The 26,341-nt window shown below is 58.9% G+C and carries 27 protein-coding genes and 4 tRNA genes; 7 read left to right on the plus strand and 24 right to left on the minus strand.

Features of this window, described 5'->3' with window-relative positions; genetic code table 11:
- Positions 1-3: 3 nt before the first annotated feature.
- From nuoL to V7Z56_RS09950, 22 genes are all read right to left on the minus strand, one after another.
- Positions 4-1,941, minus strand: a complete 1,938-nt coding sequence (nuoL, locus tag V7Z56_RS09845) for an NADH-quinone oxidoreductase subunit L (RefSeq protein WP_443023787.1) — start codon at positions 1,939-1,941, stop codon at positions 4-6.
- A gap of 12 nt (positions 1,942-1,953) precedes the next feature.
- Complete coding sequence (gene nuoK / locus V7Z56_RS09850) at positions 1,954-2,262, minus strand: NADH-quinone oxidoreductase subunit NuoK (protein ID WP_334129251.1); 309 nt, start codon at positions 2,260-2,262, stop codon at positions 1,954-1,956.
- A 9-nt stretch (positions 2,263-2,271) separates the two neighbouring features.
- Positions 2,272-2,886, minus strand: coding sequence for an NADH-quinone oxidoreductase subunit J (locus tag V7Z56_RS09855; protein ID WP_334129252.1), 615 nt, complete (start codon positions 2,884-2,886; stop codon positions 2,272-2,274).
- A gap of 63 nt (positions 2,887-2,949) precedes the next feature.
- Positions 2,950-3,438 (minus strand): NADH-quinone oxidoreductase subunit NuoI, encoded by a 489-nt coding sequence (nuoI, locus tag V7Z56_RS09860; RefSeq protein WP_334129253.1) that lies wholly within the window; start codon positions 3,436-3,438, stop codon positions 2,950-2,952.
- Between the two features lie 72 nt (positions 3,439-3,510).
- Positions 3,511-4,533 (minus strand): NADH-quinone oxidoreductase subunit NuoH, encoded by a 1,023-nt coding sequence (gene nuoH, locus V7Z56_RS09865; protein ID WP_334129254.1) that lies wholly within the window; start codon positions 4,531-4,533, stop codon positions 3,511-3,513.
- Entirely contained in the window at positions 4,526-6,577 is a 2,052-nt protein-coding gene (nuoG, locus tag V7Z56_RS09870; protein ID WP_334129255.1) for an NADH-quinone oxidoreductase subunit NuoG, read from the minus strand. The genes nuoH and nuoG overlap by 8 nt, the downstream gene beginning before the upstream one ends.
- A gap of 24 nt (positions 6,578-6,601) precedes the next feature.
- A complete protein-coding gene (nuoF, locus tag V7Z56_RS09875; protein ID WP_334129257.1) occupies positions 6,602-7,882 on the minus strand; it encodes an NADH-quinone oxidoreductase subunit NuoF in 1,281 nt (426 codons plus the stop codon).
- Entirely contained in the window at positions 7,882-8,484 is a 603-nt protein-coding gene (nuoE, locus tag V7Z56_RS09880; RefSeq protein ID WP_334129258.1) for an NADH-quinone oxidoreductase subunit NuoE, read from the minus strand. Before nuoE ends, nuoF begins: the two co-directional genes overlap by 1 nt.
- Positions 8,481-9,659: an NADH-quinone oxidoreductase subunit D gene (locus V7Z56_RS09885; RefSeq protein WP_334129259.1), complete on the minus strand. Its 1,179-nt coding sequence runs from the start codon at positions 9,657-9,659 to the stop codon at positions 8,481-8,483. The genes nuoE and V7Z56_RS09885 overlap by 4 nt, the downstream gene beginning before the upstream one ends.
- Positions 9,659-10,267, minus strand: a complete 609-nt coding sequence (locus V7Z56_RS09890; protein WP_334129260.1) for an NADH-quinone oxidoreductase subunit C — start codon at positions 10,265-10,267, stop codon at positions 9,659-9,661. The genes V7Z56_RS09885 and V7Z56_RS09890 overlap by 1 nt, the downstream gene beginning before the upstream one ends.
- Before the next feature lie 20 nt (positions 10,268-10,287).
- Positions 10,288-10,809 carry a NuoB/complex I 20 kDa subunit family protein gene (locus tag V7Z56_RS09895; RefSeq protein ID WP_443023788.1) on the minus strand — a complete coding sequence of 174 codons (522 nt, stop codon included), beginning with the start codon at positions 10,807-10,809 and terminating at the stop codon, positions 10,288-10,290.
- 17 nt (positions 10,810-10,826) lie between these two features.
- A complete protein-coding gene (locus tag V7Z56_RS09900) occupies positions 10,827-11,192 on the minus strand; it encodes an NADH-quinone oxidoreductase subunit A (RefSeq protein WP_334129262.1) in 366 nt (121 codons plus the stop codon).
- A 209-nt stretch (positions 11,193-11,401) separates the two neighbouring features.
- A tRNA-Asp gene (locus V7Z56_RS09905) sits at positions 11,402-11,478 on the minus strand.
- 268 nt (positions 11,479-11,746) lie between these two features.
- Positions 11,747-11,823, minus strand: a tRNA-Val gene (locus V7Z56_RS09910).
- A 111-nt stretch (positions 11,824-11,934) separates the two neighbouring features.
- Entirely contained in the window at positions 11,935-12,210 is a 276-nt protein-coding gene (locus tag V7Z56_RS09915; protein ID WP_334129263.1) for an HU family DNA-binding protein, read from the minus strand.
- A 151-nt stretch (positions 12,211-12,361) separates the two neighbouring features.
- On the minus strand, positions 12,362-14,773 hold the full coding sequence (gene lon / locus V7Z56_RS09920; protein WP_443023789.1) for an endopeptidase La: 2,412 nt from the start codon (positions 14,771-14,773) through the stop codon (positions 12,362-12,364).
- Positions 14,774-14,882: 109 nt separating this feature from the next.
- The gene (clpX, locus tag V7Z56_RS09925) at positions 14,883-16,145 is read right to left on the minus strand and encodes an ATP-dependent Clp protease ATP-binding subunit ClpX (RefSeq protein WP_334129265.1); all 1,263 of its coding nucleotides are present in this window, start codon (positions 16,143-16,145) and stop codon (positions 14,883-14,885) included.
- Positions 16,146-16,355: 210 nt separating this feature from the next.
- Complete coding sequence (gene clpP / locus V7Z56_RS09930) at positions 16,356-17,000, minus strand: ATP-dependent Clp endopeptidase proteolytic subunit ClpP (protein WP_334129266.1); 645 nt, start codon at positions 16,998-17,000, stop codon at positions 16,356-16,358.
- A gap of 81 nt (positions 17,001-17,081) precedes the next feature.
- Positions 17,082-18,566: a trigger factor gene (gene tig, locus V7Z56_RS09935; RefSeq protein WP_334129267.1), complete on the minus strand. Its 1,485-nt coding sequence runs from the start codon at positions 18,564-18,566 to the stop codon at positions 17,082-17,084.
- A gap of 90 nt (positions 18,567-18,656) precedes the next feature.
- Positions 18,657-18,741 (minus strand) — tRNA-Leu (locus V7Z56_RS09940).
- Positions 18,742-18,992: 251 nt separating this feature from the next.
- Entirely contained in the window at positions 18,993-19,232 is a 240-nt protein-coding gene (locus tag V7Z56_RS09945; protein ID WP_334129268.1) for a hypothetical protein, read from the minus strand.
- Positions 19,233-19,330: 98 nt separating this feature from the next.
- On the minus strand, positions 19,331-20,839 hold the full coding sequence (locus V7Z56_RS09950; RefSeq protein ID WP_334129269.1) for an NAD(P)H-hydrate dehydratase: 1,509 nt from the start codon (positions 20,837-20,839) through the stop codon (positions 19,331-19,333).
- 179 nt (positions 20,840-21,018) lie between these two features.
- Here V7Z56_RS09950 and V7Z56_RS09955 point away from each other — a divergent pair, with 179 nt between their 5' ends.
- The 3 genes from V7Z56_RS09955 (at position 21,019) to V7Z56_RS09965 (ending at position 22,700) form a co-directional block, all read left to right on the plus strand.
- Positions 21,019-21,321 (plus strand): PGPGW domain-containing protein, encoded by a 303-nt coding sequence (locus tag V7Z56_RS09955; protein WP_334129270.1) that lies wholly within the window; start codon positions 21,019-21,021, stop codon positions 21,319-21,321.
- A gap of 82 nt (positions 21,322-21,403) precedes the next feature.
- The gene (locus V7Z56_RS09960) at positions 21,404-22,567 is read left to right on the plus strand and encodes an aminotransferase (protein ID WP_334129271.1); all 1,164 of its coding nucleotides are present in this window, start codon (positions 21,404-21,406) and stop codon (positions 22,565-22,567) included.
- A gap of 56 nt (positions 22,568-22,623) precedes the next feature.
- Positions 22,624-22,700: transfer RNA gene (locus tag V7Z56_RS09965), tRNA-His, on the plus strand.
- A gap of 59 nt (positions 22,701-22,759) precedes the next feature.
- On the opposite strand, the gene V7Z56_RS09970 is transcribed toward V7Z56_RS09965, so the two are convergent.
- Entirely contained in the window at positions 22,760-23,041 is a 282-nt protein-coding gene (locus tag V7Z56_RS09970; RefSeq protein WP_334129272.1) for a PepSY domain-containing protein, read from the minus strand.
- Positions 23,042-23,198: 157 nt separating this feature from the next.
- On the opposite strand from V7Z56_RS09970, the gene V7Z56_RS09975 reads away from it, so the two are divergent.
- The 4 genes from V7Z56_RS09975 (at position 23,199) to glnA (ending at position 25,809) form a co-directional block, all read left to right on the plus strand.
- Positions 23,199-23,402, plus strand: a complete 204-nt coding sequence (locus V7Z56_RS09975; protein ID WP_334129273.1) for a SlyX family protein — start codon at positions 23,199-23,201, stop codon at positions 23,400-23,402.
- An 89-nt stretch (positions 23,403-23,491) separates the two neighbouring features.
- A complete protein-coding gene (locus V7Z56_RS09980; protein ID WP_334129275.1) occupies positions 23,492-23,794 on the plus strand; it encodes a DUF3253 domain-containing protein in 303 nt (100 codons plus the stop codon).
- Between the two features lie 207 nt (positions 23,795-24,001).
- The gene (locus tag V7Z56_RS09985; protein WP_334129276.1) at positions 24,002-24,340 is read left to right on the plus strand and encodes a P-II family nitrogen regulator; all 339 of its coding nucleotides are present in this window, start codon (positions 24,002-24,004) and stop codon (positions 24,338-24,340) included.
- Positions 24,341-24,405: 65 nt separating this feature from the next.
- Positions 24,406-25,809, plus strand: coding sequence for a type I glutamate--ammonia ligase (glnA, locus tag V7Z56_RS09990; RefSeq protein WP_334129277.1), 1,404 nt, complete (start codon positions 24,406-24,408; stop codon positions 25,807-25,809).
- 73 nt (positions 25,810-25,882) lie between these two features.
- Here the strand turns inward: glnA and V7Z56_RS09995 are convergent, their stop codons facing one another.
- A complete protein-coding gene (locus V7Z56_RS09995) occupies positions 25,883-26,257 on the minus strand; it encodes an acyl-CoA thioesterase (RefSeq protein WP_334129278.1) in 375 nt (124 codons plus the stop codon).
- Positions 26,258-26,341: the final 84 nt, after the last annotated feature.

Consider the following 26,341-nt stretch of genomic DNA (forward strand, 5'->3'; position numbering starts at 1 on the left):
GACTTACTGTCCACCCGCGAAGAAAAAGAAGTAATAGGAAACGAAGACTACGATGCCGAGCAGAATGGCAAAGGCATAGTGATAGACATAACCGCTCTGAAGCTGCGAGGCGCGCTGCGCCAGCACCAGCACCCGCCCGGCGATGCCGTCGGGGCCGAGGCCGTCAATTACTTTGACATCGCCAAAATTCCAGAAGAACCGGCCAATGGCTTTTGCCGAGCGGACGAACAGGAAATCATAAAGCTCGTCAAAATACCATTTGTTCAGCAGGAACTGGTAGAGCCCCGAATGCGTCTTCGCAAGCTCGCCCGGAATGTCGCGCCGGCGGATATACATGTTGTAGGCAACGAGGATCCCGAGCGCGGTAGCAACGAGCGGCGCGGCAATCACCCAGCCCGGCACATTGTGGAAATCATGCAGGATGTGGTTTTCGGGATGAATGAAGATCGCCGAACCCCAGAAAGCCTCATGCCCCTCGCCGACCATCGGGCCGTAGAAGAGCGCGCCCGCGAGGACTGCGCCCGCCGCCAGCACATAGAGCGGGATCAGCATGACATTGCCGCTTTCATGAACGTGGTGCATGACTTCCTTGCTTGCCCGCGGCTCGCCGTGGAAGGTCATGAACAGCAGACGCCAGGAATAGAAGGCGGTCAGCACAGCCGCGGCAATACCGAGCGCGAAGGCATAGTAGCCGACATTGGTGCCCGCAGCGAAGGCGGCTTCAAGGATCGCGTCCTTCGAATAATAGCCTGCGAACCACGGCACGCCGGCAAGGGCGAGCGAGCCGATCCACATCATCACGTAAGTTATCTTGATGTGCTTCCAGAGGCCGCCCATGTTGCGCATATCCTGCTCGTCCGAGACCGCGTGAATGACGGAACCCGCGCCGAGGAAGAGGAGCGCCTTGAAGAAGGCGTGCGTAAAGAGGTGGAAGATGGCGATCGGATACGCGCCGACGCCGATTGCGAAGAACATGTAGCCGAGCTGCGAACAGGTCGAATAGGCGATGACGCGCTTGATGTCATTCTGCACAAGGCCGACCGTCGCCGCGAAGAAGGCTGTCGAGGCGCCGATCACGGTAACGACCATAAGGGCGTCCGGCGAATATTCGAAAATCGGCGAGCAGCGCGCCACCATAAAGACGCCGGCGGTGACCATCGTCGCCGCGTGGATGAGCGCGGAGACCGGCGTCGGGCCTTCCATGGCGTCCGGCAGCCATGTATGCAGGCCAAGCTGCGCCGATTTACCCATCGCGCCGATGAAGAGCAGCAGGCAGATGGTCGTCAGCACATCGACTTCAAGGCCGAAAAACTCGAACGACTGGCCCACCTGTTCCGGCGCGGCGGCGAAGACCTCGCCAAAGCTCACGGAGCCGAAGGTGAAATAGATCGCCATAATGCCGAGCGCGAAACCAAAGTCGCCAACGCGGTTGACAACGAATGCCTTGATCGCCGCCGCATTGGCGGAGGGGCGGTTGTACCAGAAGCCGATCAGCAGATAGCTCGCGACACCGACGCCTTCCCAGCCGAAATAGAGTTGCACGAAGTTGTCGGCGGTCACCAGCATCAGCATGGCGAAGGTGAAGAAGGAAAGATAGGCCATGAAGCGCGGCTTGTGCGGATCATACGACATGTAGCCGATGGAATAGACATGGACGACCGCCGAGACCGTGTTGACCACAACCAGCATGACGGCCGTCAGGCTGTCGATCCGGAGCGCCCAGGACACGTCGAAGTCGCCGGAATCGATCCATTTCAGCAGTTCTATCGTTTCCGTCGTCTGCTGAAACGCGATTTGGTAGAGCGCGACCCAGGAGAGGACGGCGCTCACGATCACCGCGCCCGACGTGATGATCTGGCTCGGGCGATCGCCGAGGCTGCGGCCGAATAACCCCGCGAGCAACGCCGCGATCAGCGGCAGGAAAACAATGAGGACATACATCATGTTTCTGTCTTAACCCTTCATGTGATTGATGTCCTCAACCGCAATGGTGCCACGATTTCGGAAGTAAACAACGAGAATGGCAAGCCCGATCGCCGCCTCACCGGCGGCAACCGTCAACACGAACAGCGAGAACACCTGCCCGACCAGATTGCCGAGGAAAGCTGAAAAAGCGACGAGGTTGATATTCACCGCGAGCAGGATCAGCTCGATCGACATCAGGATGACGATGACATTTTTCCGGTTCAGGAAAATGCCGAAGATGCCGAGCGTCAGCAGGATTGCCGACACCGTCAGGTAATGTGCAAGACCGATTTCCATGATACCCCCTTACACTCCCTGTCCGGGCTCGACTTTGCGGATCGCCACCGACTTTTCGGTCGGACGATAGACCTGCTCGGCGATACTCTGTCTGCGCACACCGGGACGCTGACGATGCGTCAGCACGATGGCGCCGATCATCGCGACCAGCAGGATCAGCCCGGCCGCCTGGAAGAGGTAGGCGTAATCCGTGTAGATAATATGTCCAAGCTGTTCCGTATTGGTGAGCTCCGACGCCGCCGGCGCCGACAGCGCCGCGATCTCAACCGATTCCGGCGACAATGCCCAGCCGCTCACAACAAGGATCAGCTCAATCAATAAAATAATGCCGACCAGAGCACCGATCGGCAGATATTGAAGGAACCCCTGGCGGAGTTCGGCGAAGTTGATATCGAGCATCATCACGACGAACAGGAACAGCACCGCGACCGCGCCGACATAGACGACAACGAGGATCATTGCGATGAACTCCGCCCCGAGCAGGACGAAGAGCGCGGCCGAATTAAAGAACGCGAGAATCAGAAACAGCACGGAATGGACCGGGTTTCGTGCCGCGATCACCATAAAGGCGGAGGCAACGGTCATGGCCGCGAAAAGATAGAAAGCAAGTGCCGTGATAATCATCGCGCCCCTCCTCCCGTTGTGTTCAGATCCGTCATCTGCATGGCTGTCATAAACTTCTTCATGTTATCTGTAGGGCGCATCGGCAACCAGATTCTGGGCGATCTCCTGTTCCCACCGGTCGCCGTTATCGAGCAGCTTCTGCTTGTCATAGAACAGCTCCTCGCGGGTTTCGGTGGCAAACTCGAAATTCGGCCCCTCAACAATGGCATCGACCGGACAGGCTTCCTGACAGAAGCCGCAGTAGATGCATTTCGTCATGTCGATGTCGTAACGCGTGGTGCGGCGGCTGCCGTCTTCGCGCGGTTCCGCCTCGATGGTGATGGCAAGCGCCGGACAGGCCGCCTCGCAGAGCTTGCAGGCAATGCAGCGCTCTTCCCCGTTGGGATAACGGCGCAGCGCATGCTCGCCGCGAAACCGCGGGCTGAGCGGTCCCTTCTCATAGGGATAGTTGATGGTCGCCTTCGTCTTGAACATGTAACGGAAGGTCGTCGCCAGACCTACGACGATTTCCGTCAGCAGCAGACTGCGTGCCTGTTTGTCGATAAAGCTCATTTTCAATCAGCCTTTTCACTCTCAAATTTCAGTCCGCCCGGGAGTTGCGCCCCGAGCGACGATCGCAAAGCCTTACGGCGCGATATCAAAATACACCAGCACCCCGGCCGTCAGCACCACCCAGAACAGCGAGAAGGGCAGAAACACCTTCCAGCCGAGACGCATCAGCTGGTCATAGCGATAGCGCGGCAGCGTCGCCCGGACCCAGACGAAGACGAACAGCAGGATCGCCACCTTGATGCCGAACCAGACGATGCCCGGGATCCAGGTGAAGATCGCCCAATCCGCCGGCGGCAGCCAGCCGCCCAAGAACAGCACCGTGCAGATGCTGCTCATCAGGATCATGTTGGCATATTCGCCAAGGAAGAAGAGCGCGAACGCCATCGACGAATATTCCGTCTGATAGCCCGCAACCAGCTCCGCTTCCGCCTCCGGCAGGTCGAACGGATGCCGGTTGGTCTCCGCGAGGATCGAGATAAAGAAGATGATGAACATCGGGAACAGCGGCACGAACCACCAGTTCAGCAGCCCAAGCGAGCCACGCTGGGATTCGACGATGCCCGAAAGGTTCAGCGTGCCTGCGCACAGCAGCACGGTGATCATCACGAAGCCGATAGAGACTTCGTAAGACACCATCTGCGCCGCCGAGCGCAGCGCGCCGAGGAAGGGATAGCGCGAGTTGGACGCCCAGCCCGAAATAATGATGCCGTAAACGCCGAGCGAGGAGATCGCGAAGAGATAGAGGATGCCGACGTTGATGTCCGCGAGCACCCAACCGGCGTCAAACGGGATCACCGCCCAGGCGATCAGGCTGAGGATAAAGGTGATCATCGGCGCGATAAGGAACAGAACCTTGTTTGCGCCTGTCGGGACAACCGTTTCCTTGAAGAAGAGCTTCGCGCCGTCGGCAAAGGGCTGTAACAGCCCGAAGGGACCGACCACGTTCGGCCCGCGGCGGAGCTGCATCACGGCCATGATCTTGCGCTCATAGAGCGTGAGATACGCCACCGCGACCAGCAGCGGCACAACGATCAAGAGGACCTGCCCGACGATGGTAAGGCCTGGCAGCAGGTATAAATCCCAAAGATCAACCATTTGTACCAGTCCCCTCAGTTTTTACTTTCGAAAAGGTTGCGCTGCACTCTGCCATGATCCGGCTGGAACGGGAAATCGGATTGGTCAGGTAGAAATCCGTGATCGGATTGACGAAAGCGGCCTCCGTGAGCGGCCCTTCCGCGCCGAACTCGCCCCATTCCGCCGCAACGACCTGATCGACCTCCGCAAAATGCGGTGCGGCCTCGACCATCTTCTCACGAAGCTCTAAAAGAGTGTTATAAGGCAATGTTTTACCAAGTCTTTCCGAAAGTGCGCGAAGTATCGTCCAGTCCTCGCGCGCATCGCCCGGCGGGAATACGGCGCGCCGGCCAAGCTGGACGCGGCCTTCCGTGTTGACCCAGATTGCATCCTTTTCCGTATAGGCGGCGGCGGGAAGAATAACATCCGCCGCGCTCGCCCCGACATCGCCATGACTGCCCTGATAGATTACGAAGGTGTCCTTGAGCCGGCTCGTGTCAATCTCATCGGCCCCCAGCAGGAAGAGAATGTCGAGCGATCCATCCAGCATCTCAAGGGCGGATTTGCCCCCCTCACCCGGCAGCAGGCCGAGATCGAGACCGGCAACGCGCGCCGCGGCCGTATGCAGGACGTTGAAGCCGTTCCATCCGTCGCGGACAAGGCCGAAGCTGTCGGCGACCTTCTTTGCGAGGGCCAGCACCGCCGCCCCGTCAGGCCGGGCGAGCGCGCCCTGCCCGATGATGAGCATCGGTCGCTCGGCATTTTTCAGAACATCGGCGAAAGAATGCTTGCCCTCGGCAAGATCGGCAAGCGTTGCCGGGCCGGCGCCGAGATAATCATAGGCATAGGTCAGATCCGTCTTTTCCCCGATCAGCGCGATCGGGAAATTGCCGGCCTTCCAGCGTTTGCGGATCCGTGCATTGATCAGCGCGGCTTCATGGCGTGGATTGCTGCCGATGATGAGAAGCGCATCCGCCTCCTCGATCCCGGCGATGGTCGAGTTGAAGAGATAGCCGGCCCGGCTGCCGCCGCCGAGCGCTGCGCCGTCCTGGCGGCAGTCGATATTGGGGGAGCCGAGCGCGTCCATCAGGTCTTTCAGCGCCTTCATGCTTTCCGCACAGGCGAGATCGCCGGCAATAGCGCCGATCTTGTCCCCGGCAAGGCCGTCAAGGCGGGCCGCGATGGCATCGAACGCCTCGCCCCAGCCGGCCGGCTGCAGCGTTCCGTCCCGGCGGACATAAGGTGTGTCGAGACGCTGGACCTTCAGCCCGTCATAGGAAAAGCGGGAGCGGTCCGACAGCCACTCCTCATTGATGTCCTCATTGAGACGCGGCAGCACGCGCATCACCTCGCGCCCACGGCTGTCGACGCGGATATTCGCGCCCACCGCATCGAGTGCGTCGATGCTCTCGGTCTTGCTGAGCTCCCACGGCCGCGCCGTGAAGGCGTAAGGCTTCGAGGTCAGCGCCCCAACCGGGCAGAGATCGATGATGTTGCCGGAAAGCTCGCTGTCGAGCGCCTGTTCGAGATAGGTGACAATCTGCATATTCTCGCCGCGATAAATCGCGCCGAGCTCTTCGACGCCCGCAACCTCGCTCGCAAAGCGGATGCAGCGGGTGCAGTGGATGCAGCGGGTCATGATCGTCTTGATCAGCGGCCCCATGTATTTTTCCGTCACGGCGCGCTTGTGCTCGAGAAAGCGGCTGTTGCCCGAGCCGTAGGCCATCGACTGGTCCTGCAGGTCGCACTCGCCGCCCTGATCGCAGATCGGACAGTCGAGCGGATGGTTGATCAGCAGGAACTCCATCGCGCCTTCACGGCCTTCGCGTACTTTCTGGGTGTTGGTGTGAATAACCATACCATCGCCCGCAGGCATGGCGCAGGAGGCGATCAGCTTGGGAGATTTTTCCATCTCGACCAGGCACATCCGGCAGTTGCCGGCGATCGACAGGCGTTCGTGATAGCAGAAACGCGGAATTTCCACGCCCGCAACCTCGCATGCCTGCAAAACCGTTGCGCCGGCCTCGACCGTGACTTCTACACCATCTACTGTAAGTGTTGGCATTTTACGCTCCCCGCGCCGCCGGCCTTATGCCGCGCGCGCAGCCTTCCGTGATTTGATACGCTCTTCGATGACCGGGCGGAAATGCCGCACCAGCCCCTGAATGGGCCACGCCGCCGCGTCCCCGAGGGCGCAGATGGTATGGCCTTCAATCCGTTTGGAGACGTTGATCAGCATGTCGATCTCCTCCAGCTCCGCATCGCCTGCGACGAAGCGCTGCATCACCCGCCACATCCAGCCGGTACCCTCGCGGCACGGCGTGCACTGGCCGCAGCTTTCATGCTTGTAGAAGTGCGACAGCCGCTCGATGGCGCGGATCACGTCGGTCGATTTGTCCATGACGATGACCGCCGCGGTGCCGAGTCCGCTCTGGACGTCGCGCAGGCTGTCGAAATCCATCAGGATATCGTCGCAGATGCTTTTCGGCAACAGCGGCACCGAGGAGCCGCCCGGAATGACGGCGAGCAGGTTGTCCCAGCCGCCGCGTACGCCGCCCGCATGCTTGTCGATCAGCTCACGCAGCGGAATACCCATCTCCTCTTCAACGTTGCAGGGCTTGTTGACATGGCCCGAGATGCAGAAAAGTTTCGTGCCCGTGTTATTGGGACGGCCAAGGCTCGCGAACCAGCCCGAGCCACGGCGGAGGATCTCCGGCCCGACGGCAATGCTCTCGACGTTGTTGACTGTCGAGGGGCAGCCCCAGACGCCGACGTTGGCCGGGAATGGCGGCTTCAGGCGCGGCTGGCCCTTGTTGCCCTCAAGGCTTTCAATGAGCGCGGTTTCCTCACCGCAGATATAGGCGCCCGCGCCGCGGTGCACGTAGATGTCGAAATCATAGCCCGAGCCGCAGGCGTTTTTGCCGATCAGCCCGGCGTCATAGGCCTCCTGAATGGCTTCGTTGAGGTGACGCGCTTCCAGCACAAACTCACCGCGGATGTAGATATAGGCAGCAACCGCGCGCATCGCGAAACCGGCGACAAGACACCCCTCCAGCAGGCGGTGCGGATCGAAGCGCATGATCTCCCGGTCCTTGCAGGTGCCGGGTTCGGATTCATCCGCATTGACCACCAGATAGCTCGGACGGCCATCGGACTCTTTGGGCATGAACGACCATTTGAGGCCGGTCGGGAAGCCCGCGCCGCCGCGACCGCGCAGGCCGCTGTCCTTGATTTCCTGGATGATGGCGTCCTGCCCCATATCGAGCAGCGCTTTCGTATTGTCCCAGATACCGCGCGACTTCGCGCCGGCGAGCTTCCAGTCGTGGATGCCATAAAGATTGGTGAAAATCCTATCTTTATCCTGCAGCATTACGCCTCCTCCGTCTTTTCGAGCAATGTCGTCGGCCCGCCCTCCGGCGCGGAATTGATGCGGTCGATCTGCGGTCCCGCCGGCGGCACCTCGCCTTTCGCCAGCTTGTCGAGCAGCGCTTCGAAATTCTCGGCGTTCAGATCCTCGTAGTAATCATCATTGATCTGGATGACCGGCGCATTGACGCAAGCGCCGAGGCATTCGGCCTCAAGCAGCGTGAACATGCCGTCCGCCGTCGTCTCGCCGTTGCTGATGCCGAGTTTGTTGCGGCACACCGCCTCGAGATCGTCGCTGCCGCGCAGCCAGCAGGGCGTCGTGCGGCAGAGTTGCAGATAATATTTCCCGACCGGCTTCAGATTGAACATCGTGTAGAAGGTGACGACCTCGAACACGCGGATGTAGGGCATGTCGAGGAACCGGGCGACATATTCGATCGCCTCGCGCGACAGCCAGTTCTCATTCTGGCGCTGCGCAAGATCGAGCAGCGGCAGAACCGCGCTCTGCTGGCGGCCTTCCGGATATTTGGCGATAAACGTCTTTGCCGCTTCGACATTCTCCGGGGTGAATTCGAATGCCTTGCCTGTTTTGATTGCCTGACTCACCGGTCTACCTCACCAAATACGATATCCAGACTGCCGAGAATGGCCGATGCGTCGGCCAGCATATGCCCTCTGGTCAAGAAGTCCATGCCCTGGAGATGGGCAAATCCCGGCGCCCTGATTTTGCAGCGATAGGGCTTGTTCGACTCGTCCGACACAAGATAGACCCCAAACTCGCCTTTCGGCGCCTCGACCGCCGTGTAGGTTTCCCCTGCGGGGACGCGAACGCCTTCAGTGTAATGCTTGAAATGATTGATCAGCGCTTCCATGGAGGTTTTCATGGCGGCGCGGCGCGGCGGCGCCACCTTGGGATCCTCGCAAAGGACCGGCCCCGGTTTCATCTGATCGAGGCACTGCTCCATGATGCGGAGCGACTGGCGCATCTCTTCCATGCGCTGCAGGTAACGATCGAAGCAGTCGCCGTTCAGCCCAACGGGGATGTCGAAGTCCATCCGGTCGTAAACATCGTAGGGCTGGCTCTTGCGGAGGTCCCAGGCAAGACCGGTCGAACGCAGCATAACGCCCGAGAAGCCCCACGCCATCGCCTCTTCCGCCGTCACCACGCCGATATCGACGTTGCGCTGCTTGAAAATCCGGTTCTCCGTCAGCAGTGCCTCGATATCGTCAAGAATGGGCGGGAAGTTTTCGATAAAGACGCGAATATCGTCGAGCAGCTTCTGCGGAACATCCTGATGGACACCGCCGACGCGGAAATAGGCCGCATGCATGCGCGCGCCACTCGCCCGCTCGTAAAATTCCATCAGCGTCTCACGCTCGACAAAGCCCCACAGCATCGGCGTCGTCGCGCCGACGTCCATGGCCTGCGCGCAGACGTTCATGAGGTGGTTGAGGATGCGGGAAATTTCGCTGAAGAGAACGCGGATATACTGTGCACGCTCCGGCACCTCGCATTGCAGCAGCTTTTCGGCTGCGAGCACGAAGGCATGCTCCTGACTCATCGCCGCGACATAATCGAGACGGTCGAAATAGGGCATCGCCTGCATATAGGTCTTGTATTCGATCAGCTTCTCGGTGCCGCGATGGAGGAGGCCGATATGCGGATCAACCCGCTCGACCACCTCGCCGTCCAGCTCCATCACGAGGCGCAGCACGCCGTGCGCCGCCGGATGCTGCGGGCCGAAATTGAGCGTGTAATTCTTGATCTGGACTTCAGCCATCAGCCCTTCTCCTCTGCCTTTTCATCACCCGGCAGAACATATTTCGCCCCTTCCCACGGGCTCTCGAAATCAAACCGGCGGAATTCCTGGGTCAGGTTGACAGGTTCATACATGACCCGCTTCTCATCCTCGCTGTAGCGCAGCTCCACATAGCCCGTGAGCGGGAAATCCTTGCGCAACGGATGCCCTTCAAAGCCGTAGTCCGTGAGGATGCGACGAAGGTCCGGATGGCCGGAGAACATGATGCCATACATATCCCATGCCTCACGCTCGAACCAGTTGGCGACGGGAAAAAGCCGCACAACGGACGGAACGGGCGTGCGCGCATCAGTCTGCGCCTTCACGATGATGCGCTGGTTGTTGCGCAGGCTGAGCAGGTTATAGACAACATCGAAGCGCTTTGCACGCGTCGGGTAGTCCACCCCGCAAACGTCGCACAATACCTCGAAGCGGCAGTTCGCGTCATTGCGCAGGAATTCAAGAACCTTGTCCACCGTCTCGCCGCGCACGTCGACGATCAGCTCGCCCAAGGCAACCCGGGCGCCGATCACATCATCGGGCAGTTCGGCCGCGATCAACTCGCCAAGTTCTCTAAGCGCTTCAGTCATATGATTGTCGCCCCTTTCCGTTAGCGCACGAATGTTCCGGTGCGGCGAATCTTCTTTTGCAGCTGGAATACACCGTAAAGCAGCGCCTCTGCTGTCGGCGGACAGCCGGGCACATAGACATCGACCGGAACGATCCGGTCACAGCCACGGACGACGGAGTAGGAATAGTGATAGTATCCGCCGCCGTTGGCGCAGGATCCCATGGAGATCACGTACCGCGGCTCCGCCATCTGGTCATAGACCTTGCGCAGCGCCGGCGCCATCTTGTTGGTCAGCGTGCCCGCAACGATCATCACGTCCGACTGGCGGGGCGAGCCGCGCGGCACGATGCCGAGCCGCTCCATATCGTAGCGCGGCTGCCAGGCATGCATCATCTCGACCGCGCAGCAGGCGAGACCGAAAGTCATCGGCCAGAGCGAGCCTGTGCGCGCCCAGTTGACCAGCTTGTCAACCTGCGTAACGATGAACCCCTTGTCCTCGAGTTCCTGACCGACGTGGCGGAAAAATTCATCCTGATCGCGGACGGCGGGACGGGTGTCCATCACGGCTTTTTCAGAAGTCATTCCCATTCCAGGGCTCCCTTCTTCCATTCATAGATAAAGCCGACGGTGAGAATGCCGAGGAACGCCATCATCGACCAGAAGCCGTACATCCCTACCCCGCCGAGCGAAATCGACCAGGGGAACAGGAAGGCCACTTCCAGATCGAAAATAATGAACAGGATGGCAACCAGGTAGAAGCGGACATCAAACTGATTGCGCGCATCGTCGAAAGGTTCGAAACCGCATTCATATGCAGAGAGTTTCTCGGCATCGGGATGCTGTGCCGCTACGATCATCGACGCAATCACGATGATGGCGGAAAGGGCAATTGCCAGACCCAGAAAAATCAGAATCGGCAGGTATTCTATGAGCAAGGCTTCCATTATATAAATTGCTGCTTTGTGCAGGGCATAAGCGCCGAAATATGCAGCAACTCCTCTACCACATATGAAACATTATAGTCACGGGTTATAAGGAAGAAAACCGAATTGGCAACAAAATTCCGCCATAGTTTGAATTGCCTAAACGACAGCGGGCAATTCCGGAAGATAACCTTCCGGATTGCCTGAAATTCAGTCATTTTTCGGGAAAATGGCGAGAGTGACGGGACTCGAACCCGCGACCTTCGGCGTGACAGGCCGACGCTCTAACCAACTGAGCTACACCCCCGCAAGACGGCTGCTTTGTAGGAGACAGGGAGGCTCCTGTCAAGCAACATAAATGCATTTCTCCAATAATTTTTTACGCGTCCCGTTAAGTGGCGGAAAACCGCTGATAAATTCCGGCGGGCCAAGAGCGGCGGTGTCGCAAAGCCACGCGCATTTCCGAAAGTTTAGAAAAATATGTTATAATTTAGGAACTTGCGCGGCAGACATAAAAAAACGCGGCCCCGTTTGCGGGTCGCGTTCCTGCCGTTTTCATGATGTATTGATCTGGATGGTGGGTGATGAGAGATTCGAACTCCCGACCCTCTCGGTGTAAACGAGATGCTCTAACCAGCTGAGCTAATCACCCGTTCCAAATCGTGCCCGTGTATATCAATACGGGTCGTCAAAGAAAAGCAAAAAAGTGAAGCCAGGCCCAAAATCATGAACCTGGCTCACGGATTGCGTTGCAATCGCCGGATTACTTGTTGACCAAGTCCTTCAGCTGCTTGCCCGGTTTGAATTTCGGCTGCTTGGATGCCGGAATTTTGATGGTATCTCCGGTGCGAGGGTTGCGCCCTTCGGAGGCTTTACGCTCAGCAACGCTGAACGTGCCAAAGCCAACAAGGCGTACTTCATCGCCGCTGCTTAAAGCGTTGGAAACCGCTTCGAGTACTGCATCGACACTTTTCCCCGCTTCTGCTTTTCCAAGGCCGGAAATATCAGCGACTGCGGCAATGAGATCATTCTTATTCACTATAAGCCCCCTTCGATTTAGACTTTAACATATCTTATCCGGAAATTCGCTTAAGACGCTGGCATACTAATTTGTCGGCCCTGCCGGGTCAAAGAGAAAAATCAAGATATCCCCAACTTTTCTGCGGTTTTGACCCGGTTTGAGACGACAATCAGTGGGTGGTTACACCATCTTCAATCTTGCGCTGTGCCGCCGCACCCGCGAGTTCACGCGCGAGTTCCTCCTCGGTCCAGTTGAGCGGCGTCAGGGGCTTGGTGAGCGCATGCTCAAGAACTTCCGAGACTTTGGCGACCGGGATGATCTCAAGACCTTCCTTCACATTGTCCGGAATGTCGGCGAGATCCTTCTCGTTGTCTTTGGGGATCAGCACCTTCTTGATCCCGCCCCGAAGAGCGGCAAGGAGCTTCTCCTTCAGCCCGCCGATGGGCAGCACCCGCCCACGCAGCGTGATCTCACCGGTCATCGCCACATCCTTGCTGACCGGAATATTGGTCAGCACGGAAATGATGGAGGTGACCATGGCAACGCCGGCCGACGGCCCGTCCTTCGGCGTCGCGCCTTCGGGAACGTGAACGTGAATGTCATGCTTTTCGAAATCGGTCGGCTTGACGCCCATCTCGAGGCAGCGCGACTGCACGTAGCTTTTCGCGGCCTGAACGGATTCCTGCATGACATCGCCGAGCTTGCCGGTGATCTGCATCCGTCCCTTGCCGTAGAGCTTGACGGCCTCGATAGTCAGCAGCTCGCCGCCGACCTCGGTCCAGGCAAGGCCCGTTGTGAGGCCGACCTGGTCCTTCTCCTCAGCCTCGCCATAGCGATAGCGGCGCACGCCCGCGTAATCGGCGAGATTGTCCGAGGTGATCGCGACCGACTTCGTGTCGCTCGTCAGGATTTCCTTCACCGACTTGCGGCAAAGCTTGGCGATTTCCCGCTCAAGGCTGCGCACCCCGGCTTCCCGCGTATAATAGCGGACCAGATCGCGAATGGCCTCATCGGTGATGCTCCACTCGTTCTTGCGAAGGCCATGCGCCTTCATCTGCTTGGCGACGAGGTGGCGCTTGACGATTTCGACCTTCTCATCTTCCGTGTAGCCGGAGAGATGAATGATCTCCATACGGTCGCGCAGCGGCCCCGGCATATTGAGCGAGTTGGCCGTGCAGATGAACATCACTTCCGAGAGGTCGAACTCGACTTCCAGGTAATGATCGGCGAACGTCGCGTTCTGCTCCGGATCCAGCACCTCGAGCAGCGCCGATGACGGATCGCCGCGGAAGTCATTGCCGAGCTTGTCGATCTCGTCGAACAGGAACAGCGGGTTGCTCGATTTCGCCTTCTTCATCGACTGGATGACCTTGCCCGGCATGGAGCCGATGTAGGTGCGCCGGTGACCGCGGATTTCCGCTTCATCGCGCACGCCGCCGAGGGCGACCCGCACGAAGTTCCGGCCCGTCGCCTTGGCAACCGACTGGCCGAGCGAGGTTTTACCGACCCCCGGAGGTCCGACGAGGCAGAGGATGGAGCCGCGCATCTTCTTCATGCGCTGCTGCACGGCGAGATATTCAAGAATGCGTTCCTTGACCTTCTCAAGGCCATAATGGTCGTCATTCAGGATTTTCTCGGCCTGAACCAGATCCTTCTTGATCCGAGTCCGCTTGTTCCACGGCAGGCTGGTGATCCAGTCAAGATAGTTGCGCACGACCGAGGCTTCCGCAGACATGGGGCTCATGCTGCGCAGCTTCTTCATCTCCTGATTACATTTCTCGCGCGCTTCCTTGCTGAGCTTGGTGCTCGCGATCTTTTCCTCAAGCTCGGTGAGTTCGTCGCGACCTTCCTCGCTTTCGCCAAGCTCCTTTTGGATCGCCTTCATCTGCTCGTTGAGATAATATTCGCGCTGCGTCTTCTCCATCTGGCGCTTGACGCGGCTGCGGATCTTCTTCTCGACCTGCAGGACACCGATTTCATCTTCCATCAGCGCATAGACGCGCTCGAGCCGCTCCGTCGCGCTCTCGATCTCGAGAAGCTCCTGCTTCTCGGCGATTTTAAGCGCCATGTGCGAGGCCATGGTGTCGGCAAGCTTCGAGGGATCATCGATCTGGTTGAGCGAGACCAGCACTTCGGGCGGGATCTTGCGGTTCAGCTTCACATACTGCTCGAACTGCGCAATCACGGAGCGGGCAAGCGCTTCCAGCTCCGGCGCATCCGCATCCTGCTCCTGCAGGACTTCGGCATGGGCCTGGAAAAACTCGGGATTGTCAAGAAACCGCTCGATACGGGCCCGCTCGCCGCCTTCGACGAGAACCTTCACGGTACCGTCGGGCAGCTTGAGAAGCTGCAACACGGAGGCGATTGTGCCGACGCGGTGAATATCGTCTTCGCCCGGATCGTCCTGGCTCGCGTTCTTCTGGGCGACCAGCAGGATCTGCTTGTCGTCCTTCATCACATCTTCGAGCGCGCGCACCGATTTGTCCCGACCGACAAACAGCGGAACGATCATATGCGGGAAAACGACGATATCGCGCAGCGGAAGAACCGGGAATATCTGGGTACGGGGTGTATCAATCATCATCGTGCCTTCTGGAACCACGCACTGACATGCCTAGACAGCCGGAGAGATACGCTGGTTCTGCTAATACAAAACGGCGGAAAGAGAGGACCTCATCCCGCGACCGGACCTACGCACTGCTCGTCGCGTCCTGCCGGTCAGCATATATATGGAGAGGCTGGCTACCCCCGTCAACCACCTCGGCATTGATGACGATTTCCTCAACGCCTTCAAGGGATGGCAGGTCGTACATGGACTCAAGAAGGATGTTTTCCATGATCGAACGCAGGCCCCGCGCGCCCGTCTTGCGGACGATGGCTTTGCGGGCGATCGCAGACAGCGCATCCTCGGAAAATGTCAGCGTGACATTTTCCATCTCGAACAGACGCTGGTACTGCTTGACGAGCGCGTTCTTCGGCGTCGTCAGAATTTCAATCAGCGCCTCTTCATCGAGGTTTTCGAGCGTCGCGACAACCGGCAGACGGCCGACGAATTCCGGGATCAGGCCGAATTTCAGCAGATCTTCCGGCTCGACATCCTTCAGCGTCTCGCCGACGTTGCGATCTTCCTCCGCCTCGACAGCCGCGCCGAAGCCGATGGAGGTGTCCTTGCCGCGCGAGCCGATGATCTTGTCGAGCCCGGCGAAGGCGCCGCCGCAGATGAACAGGATATTGGTCGTGTCAACCTGCAGGAATTCCTGCTGCGGATGCTTGCGCCCGCCCTGCGGCGGCACCGAAGCGACCGTTCCTTCCATGATCTTGAGAAGCGCCTGCTGCACCCCCTCGCCCGACACGTCGCGGGTGATGGAGGGATTGTCGGACTTGCGGCTGATCTTGTCGACCTCGTCGATATAGACGATGCCGCGCTGCGCCCGCTCGACATTATAGTCGGCAGCCTGCAAGAGCTTGAGGATAATATTCTCGACGTCCTCGCCGACATAGCCCGCTTCGGTCAGGGTCGTCGCATCGGCCATCGTGAAGGGCACGTCGAGGATGCGCGCCAGCGTCTGCGCCAGCAGGGTCTTGCCGCAGCCCGTCGGGCCGATCAGCAGGATGTTCGATTTCGCAAGTTCCACATCATCCGATTTTCCGGCGTGATGCAAACGCTTGTAATGGTTGTGCACGGCGACGGAAAGAACCTTTTTCGCATGCTGCTGGCCGATCACATAATCGTCCAGAACCTTGCAGATTTCCTGGGGAGTGGGAACGCCGTCACTCGTCTTGACCAGAGTGCTCTTATGTTCCTCCCGAATGATATCCATGCACAGCTCAACGCACTCATCGCAGATAAACACGGTCGGTCCGGCGATAAGCTTTCTGACTTCATGCTGGCTCTTGCCGCAGAAGGAGCAGTACAGGGTATTCTTCGAATCTCCACCGCTTAACTTGGTCATAGAAACTCCAATTGTCCGTTCGACTCTGCATATTAGCCATCGTCTCTGCGGGCGACAACCATAATATTTTTCAGGCCGAAATCTGTGGCGGTTGCAGTCACATTTGTGCCTACAGCACAAAATAGACATTTTGGCTCAACTTTTCGTTAACAGGACGCCTTCTGTTCCCGTTTTACGAAATAATAAAATGTGATACCCGTTGGGCGCGGATTACTTGGACTTTTTGGCGTCGTCCGCCCCATCGGCCGGGCGCTTGGTGACAACTTCGTCGATCAGACCGAAGTCCCGCGCCTCTTCCGCCGTCATAAATTTGTCGCGTTCCATCGAGGACTCGATGACGTCGAGCGGCTGTCCGGTATGCTCCACATAGAGCTTGTTGAGACGGGCCCGCACTTTCAGGATCTCACGCGCGTGGATCTCGATATCGGTGGCCTGTCCCTGCGCACCGCCGGACGGCTGATGGATCATGATCCGGGAATTGGGCAGGCTGTAGCGCTTGCCCTTGGTTCCCGCCGTCAAAAGGAACGATCCCATCGACGCCGCCTGACCGATACAAACGGTCGAGATCTCCGGCTTTATATATTGCATGGTGTCATAGATTGCGAGACCCGATGTCACCACGCCGCCCGGAGAATTGATATACATGCTGATCGGCTTCTTCGGATTTTCGGCTTCCAGGAACAGAAGCTGCGCCGTGATCAGACCCGCCATTGCATCATGAACCTGTCCGGTCACGAAAATGATGCGTTCTTTCAGAAGACGCGAGAAAATGTCGTAAGACCGCTCGCCGCGCGCCGTCTGCTCCACCACCATCGGGACCAGGGTGTTCATGTAGGTGTCAATGACATCAACCATTCTCGATCTTCCTCAAAATTTACAGCTGCGCCACGTCAGCATATAGGCGCGACGAACGCAACTGTAAATCGGTCTTGCTGATTATTTCTTGTCGTCCGCCTTCTTGTCGTCCGCCTTCTTGGCGGCCGGTTTTTTGGCAGCGGCTTTCTTCGGCGCCGCCTTCTTTGTGTCAGCGTCCGCGTCATCCGATTTCTTGGCTGCCGCCTTCTTCGGGGCCGCCTTTTTCTTCGGTTTCGCCTCTGTCGCCTCGTCCGGATCCTTCATCAGATCGTCGATGGACACCTTCTTTTCCGTGATCGAGGCCAGCTCGGCAATGAAGTCGATGACCTTGTCTTCGAAGATCGGGGCGCGCAGCTGCGCCTGCATCTCGGGCCGCCGCTGGAACATTTCAAAGATCATCTGCTCCTGGCCCGGGAAATTGCGGGCCTGAGCGATCATCGCCTGATTGACTTCTTCCTGCGAGACTTCGATGTTGTTGATGCGGCCAACCTCGGCGAGCAGAAGGCCGAGACGGACCCGGCGCTCTGCGATATTCATATATTCTTCGCGCAGCTCCTCTTCGGACTGATCCTGATCTTCGAGCTTCTGGCCGTTCTGTTCGAGCTCGCGCTCGAACTGCTGCCAGATATTGTCAAACTCGTCCTGCTTCATTCCGGGAGGAACCTCGAAGTCATGGGCCTCCGCCATGGCGTCCAGCATGTTGCGTTTCAGCGCCTGACGGGAGAGCTGGGCATACTGCTGCTCGATCTGGCCGCGCACGGCATCCTTCAGCGCCGCGAGGTTCTCAAGGCCGAGCTTTGTTGCAAAATCGTCGTTGATTTCAACGTCGGCCGCTTCCTGAACCTCATGCACCTTCACCTCGAAGATGGCCTCCTTGCCGGCGAGATGCTCGGCGCCGTAATTTTCCGGGAAGGTGACTTTCACTTCCACGTCATCGCCGCCCTTGGCGCCGATAAGCTGCTCTTCAAAGCCCGGAATGAAAGTGTTGGAGCCGAGCTCGAGCTGATGGCCTTCGGCCGAGCCGCCCTCAAAGGGCTCGCCGTCAAGCTTGCCGACAAAATCGATAAGGAGGGCATCGCCTTCCTTGGACTTGCGGTTGCGCGCGACCTTGACGAAATTCTTCTGCTGCGCGGCGATTTCCTGGAGCGCTTCGTCGACCTTGGCCTCCTCGACTTCGGCGACCGGCTTTTCCAGCTTCAGCTTGGAGAAATCCATCGGCTTGAAATCAGGCATCACCTCGACCTGCAGCGTGAACTCGAGGTCCTTGCCTTCGTCGAAGCTGGTGATTTCGATTTTCGGCTGCTGCGCCGGGCGGAGATCATTGTCCTCGAGCGCTTTCTGGCTCAGCTCATTGACGGTGTTCTCCAGCACTTCGCCCATAACGGATTTGCCAAAGCGCTGACGCAAAATGGCGAGCGGCACCTTGCCCGGGCGGAAACCGGGAAGCTTGATATCCGCGCCGACCGTCGTCAGCCGCTCCGTTACTTTGGTGTCAATTTCCGCGGCCTCGACCACGATGGTGAAATCCCGCTTTAAGCCGTCAGAATTAGTCTGTGTAATTTGCATGAAGGATCGTCCGTCATCTTTTATTTAGCAACAAACGCATTCTGCCCCCTTATGTGACAGAAAGCGCCAGCCCGAAAGCCTGTTCAATCATGGTGCGGGTGGAGGGAATCGAACCCCCACTTCGTAAGAAACTGGTACCTAAAACCAGCGCGTCTACCAATTCCGCCACACCCGCGTTCAAAATCTCGATCCCCGGGCGCCTTAAATCAGGCGCTTCCCACAGGGAGCGGCTGTCTATAGCATATGATTTCTCGCGTTGACTAGGAGAATTACCGGTAAAAGGCAGAGAAAAGTCAAATCGGGCGGCCACATGCGCCCGCGCAAGGAAGGGGACGACGAAATTCCGGCTCAGGCGCGAGGGCGCGAGACATGCGCGGTACGTTCAGGCGCCTCTCTCAGCCAGGCACGCCCGCGCCGGCGGGGCGGTTATTGGGCGGCGCGAAACTGACGCTCAAACATATCGAGCGCCAGCACCTTGTTGCCGCCATGCTCGCGGTGACCGGTACAAAGCAGGGTGTTTTCATAATGCACATGCGGAATGCCCTGGCCGTCTTCCGTAATCCGGAGGACTTTCGCCTGCTCCTGCATGCTAAGGCTCATACGCCGGTAGAAAATATCCCCTGAAGCGATATGATCGCGTAGATTGCGTTTTCTGAAAAACAACATGTTCTCTCATCCAATAAAGTCGGTGTCCCCGTAGATTAGGCAAGAATTACCGGTAAAGTGTAAATAAACGGTTGAATTATCCGTCTATTTTTACCCATCTAAGATTTTCCTCTGAGTTCGCGCAGGATCGCCGGCAAAGCGGTCTCGATATCCTCCGAAATAAGCCCCGCCCCGAGCCGCGCGCCCGCCTCGCCGTGGATCCACGCGGCCGCGGACGCCGCGGAAAAGGCCGACATCCCGCTTGCGAGAAAGCCGGTGATCAGGCCCGCCAGCACATCGCCCGATCCCGCCGTTGCAAGATCGGGCGGCGCGTTATAATTGATAACCGCCTTGCCATCTGGCGTTGCAATGACCGTATCCGCCCCTTTGAGGAGAATGACCGCGCCCGAAAGGGCTGCCGCCTCCCGCGCCCGGTGCAGCTTCGATCCGCTGAGAGAGAAGATCCGCTCAAACTCGGCTTCATGCGGAGTGAGGATCACCTCCCCTGCCCGCTTCGCGCCAATGAGGGAAAAGAGGGTATCGGGATCATCCTTGAAAACCGTCAGCGCATCCGCATCCAGTACCACGTCGGCCGCGCTTTCAAGGGCGGCGATGGTGAAGGCGCGGGTGCGCTCGCTGACGCCGTTTCCGGGGCCGATAAGAACCGCACTGATCCGCCGCTCGGCAAGCCAGCTTGCAAATTCCTCTGCCGCCTCCAGCGCTTTCACCATCACAGCCTCCAGCGCAACCGCATAAACCATGAGGGCGGATGGGGGCGCAACGAGTGTCGCTGCGCCCGCGCCGCCTCTCAGCATCGCCCGCGCCGACAGCCGCGCCGCGCCGCTTGAGGAGACGCCGCCGCCCGTTACCGCCGCATGGCCGCGGCTGAATTTATGGCCAAGCGGCGAGAGAACCGGCAGATCATCGCGCCAGAGGTCGGGGCCGTTCAGATGCGTATCGGGATCGAGATCTTCCAGATAGTCAGCCTCGATGCCGATGTCGATGATCTGCAGCTCACCCGCGAGCGCGCGCCCGGGATAGAGAAAATGTCCGGGCTTGGCGCGAAAGAAGGTGACGGTGAGGCTGGCGGGAAGAGCTGCCGCGTCCGCGGCCCCGGTATCCCCGTTTACGCCACTCGGCATATCCACGGCAACGACGGGGAGACCCGTCTTTCTGACCCGCTCAAACAGAGAGGCCACCTCGTCTTCGAGCGGGCGGGAGAAGCCCGCGCCAAACACCGCATCGACGATCAGATCGAGATCGGCGAGATTGGCGTCCTCGAGCCGCCGGATCGGCCCGTCCCAGCGATCACGCATGGCGGCGGCATCGCCCTGAAGATGCGCCGGATCGCCAAGCGAGAGCAGATCGACCTCCCATCCCGCCGCATCGAGATGACGGGCGATCACATAGCCGTCACCGCCATTGTTGCCAGGTCCGCACAGAATGAGGCAGCGCCCGCGCGGCCAGCGATCGATGATAATCTCCGCAATGCCCGCCCCCGCCGCTTCCATCAGGGTGAGGCCGGAGACGCCGCCCTCCATGGCGAGGCGGTCGGCCTGATACATCTCGGCGACGCTCAGCAATTCGGACGGATAGCTCATGCCCGCCTCTCCCTTTGATGCGTTCATTTGCCCCCTCCCTCGCCGCGCCCTGCCTTCTTCCGCGTCGCCGGACCCTCGCGCATCCAACCCTCCCTTCTTTCGCTCCCCATGAAAGATGAGAAAGATTAGGGGCTTATGAAATGCGAGACAAGCCACCAATCGGGCGGGCGCGGTTATTTTTTTAAACGCTAGGAAACCCTGCGTCCATGGGGCATAATCAGGCCATGTCCCGCATTCGCATACTTAATCCGAAGACCCGCCTCGGCAGGTTTTTTCTCGGCTGGGCGCTGGTCATCGGCGGCATCTTCGGCTTCCTGCCCATACTCGGTTTCTGGATGCTGCCGTTCGGCCTGTTTATTCTCTCCGTCGACTATGCCTTCGCCCGCCGCTGGCGACGCAGGCTGCAGATCTGGATCGGCCAGTGGCAGCGGCGCAAGGAGCGGCGCGCGCGGCGCGCCCGCCGGCAGCTCGGCAAGCTGCCCCCGCCGCCCGCGCCCGAGATCGAATAAGCCCGGCGAATGGTTTCACTTGAAATCCGGTAAAATCCGGGCATACCCTGTTGGTCGCTTACCGATTATGACAGGGGTCATCGTGAAGAATACCAGTAGCATCCTCGGCGCCTACGGCACGACCATCTTCGAAGTGATGTCGCAGCTTGCCCTGCAGCATCAGGCGATCAATCTCGGACAGGGTTTTCCCGATGAGGACGGGCCGAGAGATATCCGCGAAGTTGCCGCAAAGGCGCTTTTGGATGGGCCGAACCAGTATCCCTCGATGATGGGCATTCCGGAGCTTCGCCAGGCGGTCGCGGCGCATGACAAGCGCTTCTACGGCATCGATGCTAACTGGCAGAGCGACGTGCTGGTCACCTCCGGCGCGACGGAGGCCCTTGCCGCCTGCATCCTCGGTCTCGTCAATCCGGGCGATGAGGTGGTGCTGTTCGAGCCGCTTTATGACTGTTATCTCCCGATCATCCAGCTTGCGGGCGGCATCCCGAAATTCGTCCGCCTCGATCCGCCGCGCTGGGAGATTGACCCGGCCGCGCTTCGCGCCGCTTTCTCGCCGCGCACCAAGATGATCCTGATGAACAGCCCGATGAACCCGACGGGCAAGGTGTTCACGGCGGAGGAGCTTAATCTCATCGCCGATCTGGTGCGGGAGTTCGATACTTTCGCGGTATGTGATGAGGTCTATGAGCATATCGTCTTTCAGGGAAGCCGGCATATTCCGCTGATGACCCTGCCGGGGATGGGAGAGCGGACAGCGCGTATCGCCTCGGCCGGGAAAACCTTCTCGCTGACCGGCTGGAAGGTCGGCTATGTCACCGCGCCCGCCGCCATGACGGCGCGGATCGCCAAGGCGCATCAGTTTCTCACCTTCACGACGCCGCCGGACCTGCAGAAGGCCGTCGCCTACGGCCTCGCCAAGGGGGATGATTTTTACAGCGATCTCGCGCAGTCGATGCAGTCGAAACGCGATCTCCTCCGCGACGGGCTCCGCTCCATCGGCTTTGCGACGGCCGACTGCGACGGCACCTATTTCATCAATGCCGATATCAGCTCGATCGGCTTTAATGGAACGGATGAGGAATTCTGCCGCCTGATCACGACGGAGGCCGGCGTTGCCGCCGTACCGGTCAGCGCCTTTTACCCGTCCGAGGGCGCGCGGCGCAACTTCGCGCGCTTCTGTTTCTGCAAGCGCCCCGAAGTGCTTGAAGCGGCGATTATGAAATTGCGGGATTTTTTTGCCAAATAAGGGTAAAGTTCACTTGACCGGCGCTGGCAGTCTCGGTAAACAGAGCCGCTCCTGTGGCGAACGTAGCTCAGCTGGTTAGAGCGCCTGACTGTGACTCAGGAGGTCGGGGGTTCGAGCCCCCTCGTTCGCCCCACATTCGAAAGCCCGGAAACTCGCGTTTCCGGGCTTTTTTTATTGGCGTTGGCGAGACGATCAGTCTTCGCGGTCAAGCTCGATAACTTCCATCTTGTCGACGCTCAGCTTGAGATCCCAAACTGTTCCGTCTTCTTTGCGGGCATCATCAACTTCCCAGTGCGGCCCGTCGTCGCCATCCTCATCAAGCTCGATCTCTTTCCAGCTTTGATAGCCAAGCTCGTTGAGCCGCTCCGTCAGCGTGGCGAGTTCGTCGGCGTTCGGCGCACGGTCGGCGAAGGCCGGCGCGCTCAAGGCGAGGCCGGAGAGGACCAGAGCGGTGGAGAGTGCAAGGAACTTCATGACTTTTCCAATCTGTTGCATTATGGAGGAAACTCTACGCGAAGAATATGGGGGAGCAATCCGAAAGGGGAAGTCCCGGACGGAGATATTCCGCCGCAAATTCTGGTTTGCCGCCGCCTGTCGCGGCGCGCGGTCGGGCAGTTTAAGGAGAGCGGACATGGATGACAGACGGCTGACGGAGCTTGAACTCAAATTCATGGAGCAGGAACAGGCGCTCAGCGAGCTGAGCGACATGGTCAACCGGCAATGGCAGGAAATCGAAGGGTTGAAAGGCCGCCTTCTCCGCGCACAGGATCGCATCATCAGCCTCGAGGAAAGCCTGCCGGCCGCGGCCGGGCCGGAAAAGCCGCCCCATTATTAGAAGCGCACCCCGCGGCGCGCGGTTGGCGCTTGCATTTGCGTGTTTTCAGCCGTACAACCGCCGCATCTCCATTCAGACCGGGGCAAGCCATGACCAGCAGTGACAAAAGCGAAAAACCCAAAGTCCCGGACGATCCCGTCGTTGGCTATATTCTGCGGGCGGTCAGCACGGGCCGCGATGTCGCGCCGCGCGAGGTTGCCGAGGCGATTGCCGCCGATCGCGCCAAGCCCGGCTCGCCCACGGATATGTGGCGCAAATATATGACCGCCGTTCGCCAGCAGGCCATCCACCTCGCCCGCGCCGGCCGGCTGCACATTATTCGCAAGGGCGAGATCGCCGATCCGAACGACTTCAAGGGGCTCTATAAATTGCGCAAGGCCCAATCCGATTAATTTTTAAGCAGTTGCCTAATTTTTAAGCGCCTCATTTTTAGACACACAGCGTTTCATTCGACATCGCGCTCCTGAAACCGCACTTTTCCGCCGATTGCGGGCCGTGCAAATGCGTCACCGGATTCTGGCACGTCTCGTGCTATACTATGAGCGGGTCAGTCAGGACAGTACCTCTGGCGATATAAAATCTGGATTGAGAACTGTGTTATGAAAAAAATCGAAGCAATTATCAAACCGTTCAAACTCGACGAAGTAAAGGAAGCCCTTCACGAAATCGGGTTGCAGGGGATCACCGTAACCGAAGCCAAAGGTTTTGGCCGCCAGAAAGGTCATACCGAGCTTTACCGCGGCGCGGAATATGTTGTGGATTTCCTGCCGAAGGTAAAAATCGAAATCGTCCTTGAGGACTCGCTCGTCGAGCGTGCCCTTGAGGCCATCCAACAGGCCGCCCGCACCGGACGTATCGGTGACGGGAAGATTTTCGTCTCCACCGTTGAAGAAGTGATCCGTATCCGGACAGGCGAAACCGGTCCCGACGCAATCTGAAACCATGTCGGCCGGCAGCGACCGGCAGAATACTACCCCTGAATTGTAAACAGAGAGACGCACTAATGGCTGCTGATATTTTTAAACTGATGAAGGAAAACGAAGTCGAGTATGTGGACCTTCGTTTTACCGATCCGAAAGGCAAGTGGCAGCATCTCGCCATGCATGTCGATGTCGTTGATGAAGACATGTTCGAAGATGGCGTGATGTTCGATGGCTCCTCCATCACCGGCTGGAAGGCAATCAACGAGTCGGACATGACGTTGATGCCCGACACCTCGACCGCCGTCATGGATCCGTTTGCCGCCCGCCCGACCCTGATTGTCTTCTGTGACATTCTCGATCCGCTCTCGGGCGAAAGCTACGAACGCGACCCGCGCTCCGTCGCCAAGAAGGCGGAAGCCTATCTTGCCAGCACCGGCATCGGCGATACCGCCTTCTTCGGACCGGAAGCCGAGTTTTTCATGTTCGACGACGTGCGCTTCAAGGTCAGCGGGTATGAGACCTCCTACAAGCTGAGCGACCATGAATCCCCGTTCATGAGCGGCGAGGAAATCGAAGGAGGCAACAGCGCCCATCGTCCACGCGTCAAGGGCGGCTACTTCCCCGTTCAGCCAGTTGACAGCGGCGCCGATATCCGTAGCGAAATGCTCGATATCTGCAAGCAGATGGGCCTTTCGGTTGAGAAGCATCACCACGAAGTCGCCCCGAGCCAGCACGAACTCGGCATGAAGTACAACACGCTGGTCAGCGCGGCCGACGAGATGCAGATCCAGAAATATGTCGTGCATAACGTGGCCCACGCCTATGGCAAGACCGTCACCTTTATGCCCAAGCCCGTATCCGGCGACAACGGATCGGGTATGCATACACATATGTCGATCTGGAAGGACGGCAAGCCGACCTTCGCGGGCTCGGGCTATGCGGATCTGTCGGATACCGCCCTTTACTACATCGGCGGCATCATCAAGCATGCCAAGGCGATCAATGCCTTCACCAACGCCAGCACCAACTCCTACAAGCGCCTGATCCCGGGATTTGAAGCGCCGGTCCTGCTCGCCTACTCCGCGCGTAACCGCTCCGCTTCGTGCCGTATCCCCTACACGCCGAGCCCGAAGGGCAAGCGCGTTGAAGTCCGCTTCCCGGACTGCACCGCCAACCCCTACCTCGCCTTCTCGGCGATGATGATGGCCGGTCTCGACGGCATCCAGAACAAGATCCACCCGGGCGATGCGATGGACAAGGATCTCTACGATCTGCCGCCGGAAGAGCTGAAAGACATCCCGACCGTCTGCGGCTCGCTGCGTGAAGCACTCGAAGCGCTCGATGCGGATCGCGACTTCCTGAAGAAGGGCGGCGTCTTTACCGACAATATGATCGACGGCTACATCGCCATGAAATGGGAAGAAGTCTTCCGCTTCGAGCATGCGCCGCACCCGATCGAGTTCGACATGTACTACAGCGTCTGATCAGGCTGCTCGGACAAAGAGAAAGCCGCCCGTTTCCGGGCGGCTTTTTTATGGCGCAACCGCCAGTCCGCAATCAGCCGTCGACCGGCCGCGGCCGGCCGTCATTGTCGACGGCGACGAAAATATAGGTGCCTTCCGTCACCTTGATTTCTTCCGAATCCAGCTTGCGCGAGACGATGGTGGTCAGCTTGACGGCAACCGAAGTGCGTCCGACCCGCTCGATCTCGCCATAGATGCTGACGATATCGCCAACCTTGATCGGCTGGTGAAATGTCATCGCCTCCACGGCCACCGTCACCACCCGTCCCTTCGTTCGCCGCGCCGCGAGGATCCCGCCGGCGATATCCATCTGGGCCAGCACCCAACCGCCGAAGATGTCCCCGCTGTTGTTGCAGTCGCTTGGCATCGGGGCCGTCCGGATGACGGCGTCACGGAATTGGGTTTTCATGATCTTTGGACTTCCTTCTCGCTGTGTTATTCGGCTATAACCTATACGGTTTATGCCCGCCGGGCGACCTGAAATTGCCATTTC

The organism is Sneathiella sp. (assembly GCF_036844445.1).
Classification (GTDB): domain Bacteria; phylum Pseudomonadota; class Alphaproteobacteria; order Sneathiellales; family Sneathiellaceae; genus Sneathiella.